This is a genomic window from Luteibacter sp. E-22 (genome assembly GCF_049913125.1).
Lineage (GTDB): Bacteria > Pseudomonadota > Gammaproteobacteria > Xanthomonadales > Rhodanobacteraceae > Luteibacter.
Genome location: NZ_CP183975.1, coordinates 3,735,196 through 3,750,783 on the forward strand (window position 1 = coordinate 3,735,196; position 15,588 = coordinate 3,750,783).

The window sequence follows — 15,588 nt, forward strand, 5'->3', positions numbered from 1 at the left end:
CACGGGGCGACAAACGGGTGGGGATCTAGCAGACTGCCAGCCCATGAATCGACGTCCATACGGCTTGCTGGCCGCCCTGCTCCTCATCGCCCCGGCTTTCGGCCAGGACTTTCCGCGGACGCCCGCGGAATACCTTCGCCGCATGGACGGCAATGGCGATGGCCGGATCGACGAGGCGGAATATGTTCGTTACATGAGCCAGGGCTTCCTGCGCATGGACGTCAACGGCGACGAGGTGCTCGACGCCAACGATGGCCCGATGCGTCCTGGCGCGAGGCCGGTGCACCTGGACGAGTTCCAGCGCAACCTGATCCACCAGTTTCACAAGCTGGACCGGAACGGGGACGGGGTGCTGGATGCCAGGGAGCTTTCGCAGCCACCGCGGTAAGAGCATCGCCGACAGGGTCGGTTCCCACCACGGCACCGGCTCCCATCGGGGTCGACTTCCGTTACCCTCTTGCGAGCCTGGGGAGGGTGGATGAATACGACCGAATTGTTCCTGATCGCGATGACGATCATTCTTGGCGTGCCGTATCTGGTCTGGCGCGTTTTCCGTACCGACTATTGGGCACCGCTGGTGGTGGTGCAGATCGTCACCGGCATCCTGTTGGGCCCCGGTGTACTCGGCAAGGTCTTTCCGGATTACTACGGCACGGTGTTCGCGCCGCCGGTCATCGGCGCCCTGAACGGCATCGCCTGGTGGGCGGTGATGGTGTTCGTGTGGATCGCGGGGATCGAGCTGGATCTTCGCGAGGTCTGGAAGCAACGCCGGGAATGCGGTACGACGGCGGGACTCGCACTGGCGGGCCCCCTCGTCGCCGGCTGCCTGGCCGCGCTGGCGATGCTGGCGTGGCGCGACGGGTGGATGGGTGAAGCGGCGGCTACCTGGCAGTTCGTGCTTGGCGTAGGCATGGCTTGTGCGGTGACCGCCTTGCCCATCCTCATCCTGCTGCTCGAGAAGCTGGACGTCCTGCGCCGGCCGCTCGGCATGCGCGTGCTGCGTTACGCCAGCCTCGACGATCTCGCGATCTGGGGCGTGCTCGCGATCATCCTGCTCGACTGGAAGCGTGTCGGACACCAGGCGGCGTTCCTCGCCGGATTCGCCGTGGCCGCCTGGCTGTTCCGCCGGCTGATGGCACGACTGCAAGAAAGCGATCGCTGGTATGTCGGCCTGATATGGCTCGCCGCCTGTGGGTATGGCGCCGACTGGTGCGGCCTGCACTACATGGTCGGCGCGTTCCTCGCCGGCGCCATCATCGACCGCGACTGGTTCACGCTCGATCACCTGGACAAGCTTCGCCATCATGTATTGCTGGTGGTGATGCCTGTGTTCTTCCTCTCCACCGGCCTGCGCACGAACTGGTCGGTCGGTGGCACGGCGGTGTTCGTCGCCGCGGCCTTGCTGCTGGTGGCATCCGTGGCGGGCAAGCTCGCCGGCGTGGGGCTCGCGGGCAAGCTGCTCGGTTGGGCGCGTGGCGATGCATGGACGATCGGCTGGCTGTTGCAGACCAAGGCGCTGATCATGATCATCTTCGTCAACATCCTGCTCGATCGCCACGTGATCACGAGCGAGACCTTCACCGCATTGCTGCTCATGGCGGTGGCGAGCACGATGCTGACAGTGCCTATCGTGGCGCCACGCCTGAAGCGACTCCTGGACTGACCGCGGACACCATGGAAACGAGTACCCACACCCCCGTGCGCCGCGCCGCCGTGGTCTTCGTCTTCATCACGGTGCTGATCGACATCCTCGCGTTCGGCATCATCATCCCGGTGCTGCCGCACCTGATCGAGCAGATGACCGGCAACACGGTGTCGAACGCCGCCTGGTGGGTGGGTGTGTTCGGTACCGTGTTCGCCATCGTGCAGTTCATCTCCTCGCCGATCCAGGGTGCGTTGTCCGATCGCTTCGGGCGGCGGCCGGTGGTGTTGCTGTCGAACCTCGGCCTGGGGTTGGACTTCGTCTTCATGGCGATCGCGCCTTCGCTGTGGCTGCTCTTCGTCGGGCGTGTCATCTCCGGTATCACAGCGGCGAGCTTCACCACCGCCAACGCCTATATCGCCGACGTGACCCCGCCGGAGAAACGCGCGGCCGCCTTCGGCATGCTCGGCGGCGCCTTCGGCATCGGCTTCATCGTCGGCCCGGCGCTGGGCGGCTTCCTCGGCGGGATCGACCTGCGCCTGCCGTTCTGGGTGGCGGCGGGACTGGCACTGACGAACTTCCTGTATGGCTTCTTCATCCTTCCCGAGTCGCTGCCGCCGGAGAAACGGGCGGCGCGCTTCGAGCCGCATACGGCCCATCCGTTCGGCGCGCTGAAGATGCTGCGCCGCCACCGCGAGGTGTTCGGCCTTTCCATCGTGATGTTCCTGTTCTATCTCGCCCACTACGTGTTGCAGACGGTGTTCGTCCTCTACGCGGACTATCGCTACGGATGGGGACCGCAACAGGTCGGTTACGTCCTTGCCCTGGTCGGTGCCTGCGACGGTACGGTGCAGGCCTTCCTCACCGGCCGCCTCGCGGCCCGCTTCGGCGAACGGCGCGTCCTGCTCGCCGGCATGGCCTTCGGCACGGCATCGTTCGCGGTGATGGGCCTGGCCCCCGTCGGCTGGGCCTTCCTGGTCGGCATCCCGCTGATGTCGCTATGGGGCCTGGCCGGCCCACCGATCCAGTCGATCATGACCCGCCACGTGGAGCCGGACGAACAAGGGCGCCTGCAGGGTGCCGTCACCAGCCTGGGCAGCTTCGCAGGAATTTTCGGTCCCTACCTGTTCGCCCAGATCTTCGCGTTCTGGATTTCGCCGGCACGTACCGTCCACCTGCCCGGCTTTCCCTTCCTGGTGGCCGCGGCCCTCGTCGCCTTCGGCATCGTGGTGGCGGCGCGGGCCACGCGAGGCGAGCCGGAGCCCGTGCTGGCCCGGAAAACGTGAGCTAATTCGCAAACTTCATCGTATTATGTAATCCAAATCGGCAAATAACGCGACGGTTGGGACGTGCGTTTGGACAACCAGCTCTGGGAAAGCAAGTATCACGAAGCCGTGGAGCGGTTGACCCGTGAAGAGGCGCAGTGGCGCACCGCGGAGTCCCTCCTGCGTCAGCTGGTCGGCTGCCTCGGCCGCGTCGCCCATGGAGCGCACGATCAGGTCGATCCACATATCGAGCGCCTGTCCGCCGCCTTGAGCGGCACCATGGAACCGTTGTCACTCGAGCCGCTCGTCAACGAGCTCGCCGAAGCGATCGAGGGCCTGGGCGCCCGCCCGCGTGGCGTGAACGACGAACGATCCATTCCCATCACGCGTCCCCAGCGCACCGAACACGGCTCGTCCGTCCAGTCGTCGCTGAGCCGCCTGGTCGACCGCATCGTCATCCTGCCGCGACTCGCGGACCGGGCCAACGACCTGCGCCATGATGTCGCCGATGCGGGCGATCTGGTGGCGCTGGCGGCCTGCGGCGACCGCCTGGCCGACCTGGTCAACGAACAGCGCATCGGTTTGCAGCGCGAGATCGACGCCTTGCAGGCCGTGCTCCGCCACGTCACCGGCCGTCTCGACGAGATGAGCCAGTACATGTCGCGGGAACTGGCCGATCAATCCACCGGCGAAGCGAACGGGCAAGCCTTGGATGCCTCGGTGGCGCACGAGATGCGCCTGCTCGGCGAAGCCGCCCTCGAGATCGACGACATGCACGAGCTGCGCGAACGCGTGAATCAAAGCCTCGAGACCATCTCGCTTTGCTTCCGCGACTTCCGTGACCGCGAAGGCATCCGGCTCACCGCGTACCGTGAACGCGCGGAGCGGATGCGCCTGCGCATCGAACAGCTCGAGACCGAACGCAACACCTTGCAGCGCTCACTCGAACGCGAGCACGAACTCGCGCAGACCGACACCATGATCGGGATGCCCAACCGCCTGGCCTACGAGAAGCGGATCGAGGCGGCCTTCGAGAGCTGGCAGGCCACCATGCGGCCGCTGAGCATCGCGGCGATCGACATCGACCACTTCAAGAGCATCAACGACACCTACGGTCACACCGCGGGCGACGCGGTGCTGCGCATCATCGGCCAGGCGCTGCTGAAGCACATACGCCCATGCGACTTCGTCGCCCGCTATGGCGGCGAGGAATTCATCGTGATCTTCGATGGTGCCGACGAAGCGGAATCGCTGCAGGTGTGCGAGCGGCTGCGGGGCAAGATCCAGCACCTCGCCTTCCATGCGAGCCGGCAGCCCGTTCGCGTGACCGCATCGATCGGGTTGACCCAGTTCCGGCCGGGCGACACGCCACAGTCGGTGTTCGACCGCGCGGACCTCGCGCTGTACACGGCCAAGAACGGCGGCCGCAATCGCTGTGTCGTAGGCTGACGCCCCTCGGTAGGTTCAGGCTGCCACGCCAAAGAGACGCCCCACCGCCGCCGTCAGCGCCATCGCCGCCGCACCCCAGAACACGACGCGGGTGACGCCACGGCCGATGCTCGCCCCGCCGGTCCAGGCGGACACCGCACCAAGGATCGCCAGGGCGACGAGGGACACGGCCACCGTCACCACGGTGACCGACTCATGGGCCGCTAACGCGGCGGCGGCTATCGGCAGGAGGGCCCCGCTGGCGAAGCTCAACGCCGACGCCGCGGCGGCCTGCAACGGCCGCGCCGCCATGGTCACCGACAGCCCCAGCTCATCGCGCGCATGCGCCTCGAGCGCGTCGTGCGCCATCAACTGCCCGGCAACGCGATCGGCCAGCTCCCGATCCAGACCGCGGCGAACATAGATCTCGGTGAGTTCCTTGTGTTCGCCGTGGGGATCTTCGCGCAACTCGCGCGATTCCATTGCCACCTCGGCCTTCTCGCTGTCGGCCTGCGAACGAACCGATACGTACTCACCCGCCGCCATCGACATGGCCCCGGCGACCAGCCCGGCCACGCCGGCGATCATGATGTCGCCCGGCCCTGCCCGCCCCGCCGCCGCCACGCCCACCAGCAGGCTGGCCGTGGAAAGAATGCCGTCATTGGCACCGAGCACGGCGGCGCGCAGCCAGCCAATCCGGTCGAGCCGATGCCGCTCGCTGTGGCGCGTTCGGGGAATCATGGTGCCTCCGTTTCCTGTTTGCGATCCGCACGCTCTTCGAGGCGCGACACCAGCCAGCCGATGGCGAGCGCGCAGAGCGTGCCGAGGATGACTTCGCCCAAACGGTACAAGGGAACCTCCCATCGTGGCCCCTGGCTGGGAACCAGCAGCACGATCGCGGTGGTGATGCCACCGATACGCGCGGCCGGACCCGCATTCGCTGTCCAGCAGGCCATGGTGACGAGACCCAGTGCAAGTCCGAACGAAAGCATGTCGCCGCTGCCGCCGACCGACAGGCCCAACAGGCCAGCGATGCCACCGAAGATCGTTCCCAGGCAGCGGTCGCGGCCGGCACCGCGGGTATCGCCGAAGTGCGGCTGGGTCACCGCCACGGCACTGATCGCGGCCCAGAAGGCCTGTTCGGTATGCAGCGCGTGTCCGATCGCATAGGCGACCAGGGCCGAGAGCACGGTCTTGAACGCCATGAATATCCCGGTACGGACCCGGCGGCCGAGTGGCAGCGAACGAAACAGTCCGTCCAGCGCCCGCTGCGCACGGCGCAGGCGAACCACCCGCAAGGCGGCGTCGGTACGGGAGGGATGCGTATCCGGTGGACTCATGCGCTCATCCTAACCCGACGCCGTCGACGCGCCACCAACGACCCCGCACAATACGTCGCCGCGGCCGGTCGGCCGACAACCACCCCAAGAGTTTACGAAGCCATGTCCATCACGATGTACCAGACCTGCGTGCCTGTATTGGTCCGCGCCCTGACCAACCTCTCCGGCGTGCTCGCCAAGGGTGCCGCGCACGCGGCCGAGCGTAAGATCGCCCCCGAGGTGCTGCTCAACACGCGCATCACGCCGGACATGTTCCCGCTCATCCGGCAGGTGCAGATCGCCACGGACATGAGCAAGGGCGCCGTCTATCGCCTGGCCGGCGAAGAGCCGCCGAAGATGGAAGACGACGAGGCGACCTTCGACGAACTGCAGGCCCGCATCGCGAAGGTGATCGGAATGTTGGAGTCGTTCAAGCCCGCGCGGTTCGAAGGCAGCGAGGAACGCGAGATCGTACTGAAGATGCGCAGCGGCGAGATGCGCATGAATGGGCAGGACTACCTGCTCAACTTCGTGCTGCCGAACGTCTATTTCCACACCACCACGGCCTACGCGATCCTGCGCGGCGTGGGCGTGGTGCTGGGCAAGGCGGATTTCCTGGGCAAGGCTTGAGTCCGCGGAAGCCGCCGGACTCCCGCCTGCGCGGGACCCGGCGGCTTCCTTCTCCGCTACGACTTCAGTTTCCAACCCGTGCGGAATATCCACCACACCACCGCAAGGCAGATCAGCAGGAAGCCCACCGTCATGCCCGCGCTGACCACCACGTTCACATCCGCCTTGCCGTAGAAGCTCCAGCGGAACCCGTTGACGAGATACACGACCGGATTGAACAGCGTGATCTTCTGCCATACCGGCGGCAGCATCGAGATCGAGTAGAAGCTTCCACCGAGGAAGGTCAATGGTGTGATCACCATCAACGGCACCACCTGCAGCTTCTGGAAGTCGTCGGCCCACAGGCCGATGATGAAGCCGAACAGGCTGAAGGTGACGGCGGTGAGCAACAGGAAGGCGACCATCCAGAACGGATGCAGGATCTCGTAGTCCACGAACAGCCGTGCGGTCACGAGGATGAGCAGGCCGAGGATGACCGACTTGGTCGCGGCCGCGCCGACATAGCCGAGCACCACTTCCACGTAAGACACGGGCGCCGAAAGCAATTCGTAGATGGTGCCCGCCCACTTCGGCATGTAGATGCCGAACGCGGCGTTGGAAATGCTCTCGTTGAGCAACGACAGCATGATCAGGCCGGGGATGATGAAGGCACCGTAGCTCACCCCGCCTACATCGCCCATGCGCGAGCCGATGGCGGCACCGAAGACGACGAAGTAGAGCGACGTGGAAAGCACCGGAGAGGCGATGCTCTGCATCAGCGTGCGGAAGGTACGGGCCATCTCGAAGCGATAAATGGCGCGGATCGCGTAGACGTTCATGCGCGTGCCCTCACCAGGCTGACGAAGATGTCCTCGAGCGAACTCTCGCTCGAATGCAGGTCCTTGAAGTCGATGCCGAGTTCGCCGAGCTTACGCAGCAGTTCCGCGATGCCGGTGTCGCTACCTTGGGTATCGAAGGTGTAGATGAGGCACCCCCCGTCGGCCGACAACTCCAGCGGCCAGTTCGCCAGGCCTTCCGGCACGGCCTGCAATGGGGTCTGCAATTGCAGCGACAGTTGCTTCTTGCCCAGCTTGCGCATCAACGTGTGCTTTTCTTCCACCAGCACCAGTTCACCACGGTTGATGACGCCGATACGATCGGCCATCTCTTCCGCTTCCTCGATGTAGTGCGTGGTGAGGATGATGGTGACGCCCGATTCGCGCAGGCGATGGACCATCTGCCACATGTCGTGACGCAGTTCGACGTCGACGCCGGCCGTGGGTTCGTCGAGGAAGAGCACGCGCGGCTCGTGCGCCAGCGCCTTGGCGATCAGGACACGGCGTTTCATGCCACCGGACAAGGTCATGATCTTCGAGTCGCGTTTTTCCCACAGGGAAAGCTCACGCAGGATCTTTTCCAGGTAATCCGGATTCGCGGGCTTGCCGAAGAGCCCGCGGCTGAACTTCACCGTGGCCCACACCGTCTCGAATGCATCGGTGGACAGCTCCTGCGGCACGAGGCCGATCAGCCCGCGCGATGCACGGTAGTCACGGGCGATGTCGTGACCGTCGACGGTCACGCTGCCCTCGCTGCCGTTGACGATGCCGCAGACGATGCTGATCAGCGTCGTCTTGCCTGCGCCGTTGGGGCCGAGCAGGGCGAAGATCTCGCCCCGGCGGATTTCCAGGTCCACGCGCTTGAGCGCCTGGAAACCGGTCTTGTAGGTCTTGGAGAGGCCGCGTATCGCGACGATGGCGTCGGGCGCGGACATGGAGGCATCGAGTGGCGGCATGGGGACCCGCGGGATCGGTGGGTAAGGCGGCCGATGGTAGACCCGAACGAGGCCCGGTGCGAGGCTTGGTGGGAGCCGACCTGTCGGCGATCCCGCAGCAGCGGGCCAGGTCGAGACAACATGGTGGGAGCCGACTTGTCGGCGATCCCGCGGCAGCGGGCCGGCTTGAGGCAAGCACCCATCGCCGACAAGTCGGCTCCCACCATGGCGTCGGGCTTGTCGAAACCTTGCGGCATCCCCACGTCGATCGGGGTCGCCCACCTCAGAGAGACACCACCGCATGAGCATCTCCACCTACGACGCCTCCGCTCCCGTCTTCGTCCGCGGCTTCCGCGTCCTCTCCGACCTTCTCGCCAAGGCAGAGGCGCACGGCGGAGATACCCTGGTCGAAGCGCGGCTCGCCCCGGACATGCTGAATCTCGCTGGCCAGGTCCAGCGCGCCAGCGACACGGCGAAATTCGCCGTCGCGCGCCTCGGCGACGTGCAGCCGCCGTCGTTCGAGGACAACGAGGCCACCATCGCCGACCTGCGCAAGCGCATCGATGCCACGGTGGCCTGGATTCAATCGGTGGACCCTGCGGCGCTGGAGGCTGGCGCCGCGCGCGAGATCTCGCGCAAGTTCAAGGACACCGAGCACAACTTCACCGGCGCGTCGTACCTGCTGACCTTCGCCATTCCCAATTTCTTCTTTCACGTGACCACCGCGTACGACATCCTCCGCCACAACGGTGTCGGCGTCGGCAAACTCGACTACCTGGGTTTCGGCGGGTAATCGATGGTCGATCCGCGAGCCGCCCCATGACGCGCCCCCTCGTACGTTGCCCATGGGGTGACGCGGACGATCTCATGCGCGAGTACCACGACCGCGAGTGGGGCGTGCCCGAGCGCGACAGCCGCAAGCTTTGGGAGAAGCTGATCCTCGACGGCTTCCAGGCGGGGCTCTCGTGGCGAACGATCCTCGGCCGCCGCGAAGGCTTCCGGCAGGCCTTCGATGGCTTCGATCCGGAGCGTGTCGCCACCTACGGGCCGCGTGACCTCGAACGCCTGCTGGCCGACGCCGCCATCATCCGCTCGCGCAGCAAGATCGAGGCGGCGATTCGCAATGCCAGGGCCTATCTGGCGATGCGCGACGCCGGCGACGACTTCGCCCGCTTCGCCTGGGGCTTCGTCGACGGCGAGCCTATCGCCTGGCAAGGCCCGGTGCCGCCGAACAGCCCCCTGTCCGAGCAGGTATCCAAAGCCTTGCGAACCCGCGGGTTCACCTTCGTCGGACCCACCATCGTCTTTGCCTGGATGGAGGCCACCGGCCTCATCAACAGCCATGCCCCGGACTGCTTCCGGCGCGGGGAAGTATCCCGGAAGCCCTTACCCGCCAAGGGTTAACGGGTTTTTTAGTCGACCGGGCGTAGCGTGGATCACGAGGCCGCAGCAGCGGCCTCGCCCGTCTGGCACACCCACCATCGAGAGGGTTCCATGGCTTCCAGTTCCGCCCAACTGTTCATTCCGTACAGCGAATCGGCGCAGGGACCGTGGATCGTACGCCGTGCCTCGCTTCCCCTCGGCCGGTATGCCTCGCAGGCGGCGGCGATCGCCGCGGCCGAAGCGCTGGCCCCGGGCCTATCCGACAGCCTGGGCCGCCCCGTCGAGATCCATGTGCAGCAGGCCGACGGAACGTGGGAAGAGCATACCTACGTGGTGGCCGGGCTCGTTCCCGGCCTTCCCCCCCCTTCCACGGGAATGAACCGTCACGCCTGAGCCTCGTGGGCTGAGACGACGATAGGGTAACCTTGCAAGGTTGCCCCGCACGTTCCCATGCCTGCCCGATGCTCACCGACGACACCAAAGCCGCGATCCGCGCCGCCTATGCGCGGCTGAAGGACGGCCTTGCGGGGTTCCGTGGGCGTACCTCGCAGCTGAAGATGATCGCCGAGGTGGCCAAGGCGCTGGCCGAGCCGGCGGGCGCCGCCGTGATCGAGGCGCCGACCGGCACGGGCAAATCCATGGCTTACCTGATCGCCGGGCTCGAAGTGGCCCGCGCGCAGAAGAAAAAACTGGTGATCGCGACCGCCACGGTGGCGTTGCAGGAACAGCTCGTCCAGCGCGATATCCCGCAATACCTCACCTTGTGTGGCGTGGAAGCCAAGGTGGCGCTGGCCAAGGGCCGTGGCCGCTATCTCTGCCCACGCAACCTGCGCGCGGCAGGCGCGGAGCCCTCGGCACAGGGCGGCTTCGAGTTCGACGCCGATCTCGCGCTTTGGTCTCGCCCGCCCGCCGAGCGCGACACCAAGGCGATCGAGAAGCTCGGCAAGGCGTTCGAATCGCGTGAGTGGAACGGCGATATCGACACCAGCCCCGAGCCGCTCTCCGACCTCGTCCGCGGCATGATCACCACCAGTGCCGGCGGCTGCACGGGCCGCAAGTGCGGCGCCTTCGCCGCCTGCCCGTTCTTCCTCGCCCGCCGTGCCATCGGCGAAGCGGACATCGTGGTGGCGAACCAGGATCTCGTGCTGGCCGACCTCACCATGCCGCGTGACGAAGACACCTTCGGCGGCGTGATCCTGCCCAAGCCCGAAGACACCCTGTACATCTTTGACGAAGCGCACCACGTGCCCGCCAAGGCGATCGATCGTGGCGCCGCCGACGTGCACCTCGCCACCGCCGTGCGCCGGATCGGCCGCCTGCAAAACCAGATCCATGGCGCTTATTCGCTCACCGACAAGGAAAGCATCGGCAACCTCACGCTGGAAGCGGGAGACGAGAAGCTGCTGGCGATGTCAAATGCGCTCGAGGAGATCGAGCGCGAGATCCGGCTGTCGTGGACGCCCTCCTCGAACGAGACCGAGCCGGTGTTCCGCGCGTCCCTCGGCCAACTTCCAGAGAACTGGAAGATGCATGCCGAGCACCTGCACCTCATCACCAAGGATATCCAGCGCTGGCTTCGCACCGTGCGCCGCACCGTGGTGGAAATGGAAGCCGGTGGTCCGACGCAGGAAGCCTTGTCGCGGGAACTCGGCGTGGCGCTGGAACGCCTCGATCGCCAGGTACGCACGTGGTACGCCTGGTCCACCGACGACCGTGAAAACAATCCGCCCCTGGCCCGCTGGGTCAGCATGACGCCGGAACAACAACTGGTCTGCCATGCCTCCGCCGTATCGGCGGGTGGGCTGTTGCGCAGCGTGCTCTGGGACAATGCTTCCGCGGTGGTGATGACCTCCGCCACGCTGAGCGCCGGAGGCAACTTCCGTGGCTTCGCGGATTCGGTGGGCCTGCCCAATGAAGCCCTCACGCTCAGCCTGCCCTCGCCGTTCGACCTCGAAAAACAGGCCCGGCTCGAAGTGCCCGCGCTGAAGACCTTGCCGGAAGACCGCGAAGGCCACGCACGCGAAGTGTCCGAATGGCTGGCCAAGCACCTCGACTGGAACGCGGGCAACCTCGTGCTGTTCACGTCGCGTGCGAAGCTCGACCGCGTATTGCAGATCCTGCCGATCGAGTTCGTGCGCAAGGTGCGCGCGCAGGGTTCGCTGTCGAAGTCGCAACTCATCGCCGAGCATTGCGAAGACATCGACGCCGGGAAGGGAAGCACCCTGTTCGGGCTCGCCTCGTTCGGCGAAGGCCTGGACTTGCCGGGCAAGCTCTGCGAGACCGTCGTCGTCACGCAATTGCCATTCGCCGTGCCGACGGACCCCGTCGGTGCCACCTATGCGGAATGGCTGGAATCGCGTGGGCGCAACCCCTTCATCGAAGTGAGCGTGCCGGATGCCACGCGCCTGCTCACGCAGTATTGCGGCCGACTCATCCGTACCGAAACCGACACGGGCCGCATCGTGCTGCTTGACCGCCGCGTGATCACCAAGCGCTATGGCACGGGCATGCTTCGCGCGCTGCCACCCTTCGCCCGCGAGATCGAGCGCGTCGCATGACTGTCCTTCGCTTCGACGACCTGAAGGCCGTGCCGTGGAAGAACGGCCTCGGCGTCACGCGTGAGATCGCCGTGGAGCCAGCCGGCGCATTGGTGAATGATTTCCTCTGGCGCGTCAGCATCGCGGACGTCGACACGGCTTCGCCGTTCTCCACGTTTCCGGGCATCGACCGCACCATCGTACTGCTGGAGGGCGATGGGTTCACGATGACGCTGGATGGGGAGCGTGAGCATGCGTTGACCACGCCACTCGCACCCTTCGATTTTCCAGGCGAAGCTCGCGTCGACGTGACGCTGGCCGGCGGTGCGACGCGCGACTTCAATGTGATGGTGCGGCGTGGTGTGCGGCGTGGGCGTGTCGATGTCGTGCATGGACCGATTAGTGCGACGTTGGCGAATGATGCCGTGCTCCTCCACGTGGCCCGCGGCGAGGCGCGTGTCGATGGGCAGGTTTGCCGTCAGGGTGATTCGGTTGTCGGACAGGCCTGCTCTGAGGGCGACTTGGTCGTGGCGCCTCGCCATATCGAGTTGCCACGCGGCGCCACGGTGATCGTTGTCGTGGTTGGCGAAGCCTGACGCTCCTGCCTGAGTGCTATCGCCGACAGAGTCGGCTCCCACCGAGCATGTCGAGGCTGACTGGCAGGTTTCGGCGGGCCAGATGGAAGGGTTCAGCGGCCCAGGTGGGAAGTTTCGGCAGCCCAGGTGGGAAGGTTCGGCAGCCCAGGTGGAAGGTTCGGTAGCTCAGGTGGGAGCCGACCCTGTCGGCGATGCTCTTCCCCCACCAAAATCAGCAAGCCCTCAACCACCTCACGCAGCACTATCCACCACGTCATCCTCCCCACCCGACGCACCCACCGACGCCCGCGTCCAGAGATCCACCGACGTCAACTGGAACGCCACCGGCGGCACGGCACGCTGCCAATACTCGATCCCCGGAAAATAAAGTCGCAGGTCGTCGACCAGCGCGGCGAAACCCTTATCCATTTCCGATACGACGAGCGTTTCGTCCCCTTCGACATGGAAGAAGAGGAACACCGTGTCATACGCGGCATCGTCGCGATTGCCCGCTTCCACGCGCACGATGCGTTCGATCGACACCTCCCGCATCCGTAGTCGTCCGGGACACGTGACGATGGCGCCCGCGTCGCCATCGAAGCGGACCGCCACCCGGGCGACAAGACGCTCCCGCAACCGCCTCAGCAGCGGTCTGCGGACGAGAGGTGGATTCCTGTCCATGCGATGGCATGCCCCGGCACAGCGTGGTTCAAACGACGTTCACTCCCCATGGGCATCGTAGGGGGTCGTCCCGAAGGAATCCAGCCATGCGCACCGCACTCGTCGCCTTGATCGGCTCCATGGCCACGCCCACCATCGTCGCGACCACCCCGGTAACCGCCGTCGCCCACCTCGACCTGGCGCGCTACGCCGGAACATGGCACGAGATCGCCCGGCTGCCGATGTATTTCCAGCGCAAGTGCACGGGGCCCGTCACCGCACGCTACGTGCCCCAGCCCGACGGCACCGTTGCAGTGCACAACGAATGCGTCACCGCCGAAGGCGCGACCATCGCGAGCGACGGCGTTGCTCGTCGTCCCGAACCCTTCGCCCAGGGCAAGCTGGAAGTGCGCTTCGCGCCGAAATGGTTGTCGTGGCTACCGCTGGCCTGGGCGGACTATTGGGTGGTGGCGTTGAGCGATGACTACCAGTGGGCCATGGTCGGGCAACCGGGGCGAAAGTACCTCTGGATACTCTCGCGGCAGCCCTCGCTGGATCGGAAGACGTTCGAGATGTTGAAGGCGCGAGCCGTGGCGATGGGGTATGACTTGTCGGGGTTGATCGTGTCGGGCGAGGTTATCTAGGACAACCGAAGACATACCATGGCTAAGATCTCGATAAATCCCTGTCCTTGTGGACGTAGCGATTACGCGACCTGCTGCGGCCGATGGCACGCAGGCGAACCCGCACCCACGGCCGAAGCACTCATGCGGTCGCGCTACAGCGCCTATGTGCTCGGCCTGGAAACCTACCTGCTCGATACATGGCACGACAGTACGCGGCCGAAGGCGCTTGGTCTGACCACGCAGGCACCGAAGCCCACCTGGCTTGGCTTGACCGTCAAACATCATGAGAATCCCACACCGGACACGGCCGTCGTCGAGTTCGTCGCGCGGTTGCGGATGGGTGGTGGCAGCGCGGAGCGCATGCATGAAACCAGCCGGTTCGTGCGTGAGGACGGGCGCTGGTTCTATGTGGACGGGGACGTGTCGTGAAACGCTTCGAGCCGACGATTTGCGAGGCCATTGCGTCGATGCGGTTGTTGCTCGTGGAATACGGAGGTGCGGCGCGGCTGGTGCAACCGCATGTGTATGGCGACGACCACGCGGGCGACCGATTGTTGAGTGCTTACCAGGTGTCCGGCGGAAGCGCCTCGGGCGCGTCCGCCGGATGGAAGTTCTTCCGGATGGATCGAGTGACTTCGGTGACACTGAGCGAGCAACGGTTTCATTCGCCGCGGCCGGAATTTCAACGTGGCGACAGTGCCTTTGCGCGGATCATCTGTCAGCTGGGCGATTGAGTGGTGTTTGGTGGGAGCCTGTGTGGTAGCCACTTGTGGTGGGAGCCGACCTTGTCGGCGATCCGCGGCAACGGGCCAGGTTGCCGCAAGCGCCCATCGCCGACAGAGTCGGCTCCCACACAAGCTATTACGCGGCTCCCATTCGACTCGGCCTCGATCAGATGATGGAGCGGGTGACGCCGCCGTCGACGCGGATCGAGGCGCCGGTGGTGCCGGAGGCTTGCTCGGAAGCGAGATAGACGGAGACGTTGGCCACTTCCTCGACGCTCAACAGACGCTTGATGAGCGACGTCGGGCGGTGGGTCTGGATGAAGTCGCGCTCGACCTCGTCGAGGCTCTTGCCCTGGCTCTGCGCGATCTTGCCGAAGAACTCGCTCACGCCTTCGGACAAGGTCGGTCCCGGAAGAATCGCATTCACGGTTACGCCGGTACCCGAAAGCACTTCGGCCAAACCACGCGAGACGCCGAGCTGGGCGGTCTTGGTCACGCCGTAGTGGACCATCTCGGCGGGGACCTGGACGCCCGATTCGCTGGAAATGAACTGCACGCGACCCCAGCCACGTTGGGCCATGCCCTTGGCGTAGTGGCGCGACAGGCGCACACCCGAAGTGACGTTCACCTCGAAGAAGCGCGTCCACTCCGCGTCGTCGATATCGAAGAAATCCTTCGGCTCGAAGATGCCCAGGTTGTTCACGAGGATGTCGGTGTCGGGCACCGCCTTGATGAGTACGGCGGCGCCTTCGGCCGTGCCGAGATCGGCGGCGACGCCGCTCACCTTCGCACCGGGAACGGCCTTCTTCACGGAGGCGATGGCTTCGTCGACGCGGGCTTGCGTGCGGCCGGTGACGACGACGGATGCGCCGGCGGCGGCGAGGCCGGTGGCGATGGCGAGGCCGATACCGGCGGTGGAACCACTGACGATGGCGCTGCGCTTGCTGAGGTCGATATTCATGGTGACTCCGGAGGGTTGATCGAGGGACGCGGCTTCGCGTACCCGGACATCGTCGGGGCATGCGCCGGGCGATTCAATCGCCTGGAA

At 65.7% G+C, this 15,588-nt stretch carries 19 protein-coding genes; 13 read left to right on the top strand and 6 right to left on the bottom strand.

Going from position 1 to position 15,588, the window contains the following annotated elements:
* The first annotated feature begins 43 nt into the window (after window positions 1–43).
* The 4 genes from ACN9M2_RS16695 (at window position 44) to ACN9M2_RS16710 (ending at window position 4,356) form a co-directional block, all read left to right on the top strand.
* A complete protein-coding gene (locus tag ACN9M2_RS16695; RefSeq protein ID WP_426285747.1) occupies window positions 44–388 on the top strand; it encodes an EF-hand domain-containing protein in 345 nt (114 codons plus the stop codon).
* 90 nt (window positions 389–478) lie between these two features.
* A complete protein-coding gene (locus ACN9M2_RS16700; RefSeq protein ID WP_426285748.1) occupies window positions 479–1,663 on the top strand; it encodes a cation:proton antiporter in 1,185 nt (394 codons plus the stop codon).
* Between the two features lie 11 nt (window positions 1,664–1,674).
* Window positions 1,675–2,928 carry a TCR/Tet family MFS transporter gene (locus ACN9M2_RS16705; protein WP_426285749.1) on the top strand — a complete coding sequence of 418 codons (1,254 nt, stop codon included), beginning with the start codon at window positions 1,675–1,677 and terminating at the stop codon, window positions 2,926–2,928.
* 63 nt (window positions 2,929–2,991) lie between these two features.
* Complete coding sequence (locus tag ACN9M2_RS16710) at window positions 2,992–4,356, top strand: GGDEF domain-containing protein (RefSeq protein ID WP_426285750.1); 1,365 nt, start codon at window positions 2,992–2,994, stop codon at window positions 4,354–4,356.
* Between the two features lie 15 nt (window positions 4,357–4,371).
* On the opposite strand, the gene ACN9M2_RS16715 is transcribed toward ACN9M2_RS16710, so the two are convergent.
* Entirely contained in the window at window positions 4,372–5,076 is a 705-nt protein-coding gene (locus tag ACN9M2_RS16715; protein ID WP_426285751.1) for a VIT1/CCC1 transporter family protein, read from the bottom strand.
* Entirely contained in the window at window positions 5,073–5,675 is a 603-nt protein-coding gene (locus ACN9M2_RS16720; protein ID WP_426285752.1) for an FUSC family protein, read from the bottom strand. The genes ACN9M2_RS16715 and ACN9M2_RS16720 overlap by 4 nt, the downstream gene beginning before the upstream one ends.
* Window positions 5,676–5,777: 102 nt before the next feature.
* Between ACN9M2_RS16720 and ACN9M2_RS16725 the strand changes: the two genes are divergently transcribed.
* Window positions 5,778–6,284: a DUF1993 domain-containing protein gene (locus ACN9M2_RS16725; RefSeq protein WP_426285753.1), complete on the top strand. Its 507-nt coding sequence runs from the start codon at window positions 5,778–5,780 to the stop codon at window positions 6,282–6,284.
* A 56-nt stretch (window positions 6,285–6,340) separates the two neighbouring features.
* On the opposite strand, the gene ACN9M2_RS16730 is transcribed toward ACN9M2_RS16725, so the two are convergent.
* Both ACN9M2_RS16730 and ACN9M2_RS16735 read right to left on the bottom strand, forming a co-directional pair.
* Complete coding sequence (locus tag ACN9M2_RS16730; RefSeq protein ID WP_426285754.1) at window positions 6,341–7,102, bottom strand: ABC transporter permease; 762 nt, start codon at window positions 7,100–7,102, stop codon at window positions 6,341–6,343.
* Window positions 7,099–8,034 (bottom strand): ABC transporter ATP-binding protein, encoded by a 936-nt coding sequence (locus ACN9M2_RS16735; RefSeq protein ID WP_426285755.1) that lies wholly within the window; start codon window positions 8,032–8,034, stop codon window positions 7,099–7,101. The genes ACN9M2_RS16730 and ACN9M2_RS16735 overlap by 4 nt, the downstream gene beginning before the upstream one ends.
* A 301-nt stretch (window positions 8,035–8,335) precedes the next feature.
* Here ACN9M2_RS16735 and ACN9M2_RS16740 point away from each other — a divergent pair, with 301 nt between their 5' ends.
* The 5 genes from ACN9M2_RS16740 to ACN9M2_RS16760 all read left to right on the top strand — a co-directional run bounded on the left by ACN9M2_RS16740 (window position 8,336) and on the right by ACN9M2_RS16760 (window position 12,550).
* Window positions 8,336–8,827, top strand: coding sequence for a DUF1993 domain-containing protein (locus ACN9M2_RS16740; protein WP_426285756.1), 492 nt, complete (start codon window positions 8,336–8,338; stop codon window positions 8,825–8,827).
* Between the two features lie 26 nt (window positions 8,828–8,853).
* The gene (locus ACN9M2_RS16745; protein ID WP_426285757.1) at window positions 8,854–9,438 is read left to right on the top strand and encodes a DNA-3-methyladenine glycosylase I; all 585 of its coding nucleotides are present in this window, start codon (window positions 8,854–8,856) and stop codon (window positions 9,436–9,438) included.
* A 90-nt stretch (window positions 9,439–9,528) separates the two neighbouring features.
* A complete protein-coding gene (locus ACN9M2_RS16750) occupies window positions 9,529–9,810 on the top strand; it encodes a DUF2188 domain-containing protein (RefSeq protein ID WP_426285758.1) in 282 nt (93 codons plus the stop codon).
* Window positions 9,811–9,878: 68 nt separating this feature from the next.
* Window positions 9,879–11,975, top strand: coding sequence for an ATP-dependent DNA helicase DinG (gene dinG / locus ACN9M2_RS16755; protein ID WP_426285759.1), 2,097 nt, complete (start codon window positions 9,879–9,881; stop codon window positions 11,973–11,975).
* Window positions 11,972–12,550: a HutD/Ves family protein gene (locus ACN9M2_RS16760; RefSeq protein ID WP_426285760.1), complete on the top strand. Its 579-nt coding sequence runs from the start codon at window positions 11,972–11,974 to the stop codon at window positions 12,548–12,550. The genes dinG and ACN9M2_RS16760 overlap by 4 nt, the downstream gene beginning before the upstream one ends.
* 231 nt (window positions 12,551–12,781) lie before the next feature.
* Here ACN9M2_RS16760 and ACN9M2_RS16765 read toward each other — a convergent pair whose 3' ends face one another.
* Window positions 12,782–13,072: a hypothetical protein gene (locus tag ACN9M2_RS16765; RefSeq protein WP_426285761.1), complete on the bottom strand. Its 291-nt coding sequence runs from the start codon at window positions 13,070–13,072 to the stop codon at window positions 12,782–12,784.
* Between the two features lie 224 nt (window positions 13,073–13,296).
* Here ACN9M2_RS16765 and ACN9M2_RS16770 point away from each other — a divergent pair, with 224 nt between their 5' ends.
* Genes ACN9M2_RS16770 through ACN9M2_RS16780 form a run of 3 tightly spaced genes read left to right on the top strand, consistent with a single transcriptional unit; the run spans window position 13,297 to window position 14,549 of the window.
* Complete coding sequence (locus tag ACN9M2_RS16770; protein ID WP_426285762.1) at window positions 13,297–13,833, top strand: lipocalin family protein; 537 nt, start codon at window positions 13,297–13,299, stop codon at window positions 13,831–13,833.
* An 18-nt stretch (window positions 13,834–13,851) separates the two neighbouring features.
* Complete coding sequence (locus tag ACN9M2_RS16775) at window positions 13,852–14,244, top strand: YchJ family protein (RefSeq protein WP_426285763.1); 393 nt, start codon at window positions 13,852–13,854, stop codon at window positions 14,242–14,244.
* Window positions 14,241–14,549, top strand: coding sequence for a hypothetical protein (locus ACN9M2_RS16780; protein ID WP_426285764.1), 309 nt, complete (start codon window positions 14,241–14,243; stop codon window positions 14,547–14,549). Before ACN9M2_RS16775 ends, ACN9M2_RS16780 begins: the two co-directional genes overlap by 4 nt.
* 157 nt (window positions 14,550–14,706) lie before the next feature.
* On the opposite strand, the gene ACN9M2_RS16785 is transcribed toward ACN9M2_RS16780, so the two are convergent.
* Window positions 14,707–15,501, bottom strand: coding sequence for an SDR family NAD(P)-dependent oxidoreductase (locus tag ACN9M2_RS16785; protein WP_426285765.1), 795 nt, complete (start codon window positions 15,499–15,501; stop codon window positions 14,707–14,709).
* Between the last annotated feature and the right edge of the window lie 87 nt (window positions 15,502–15,588).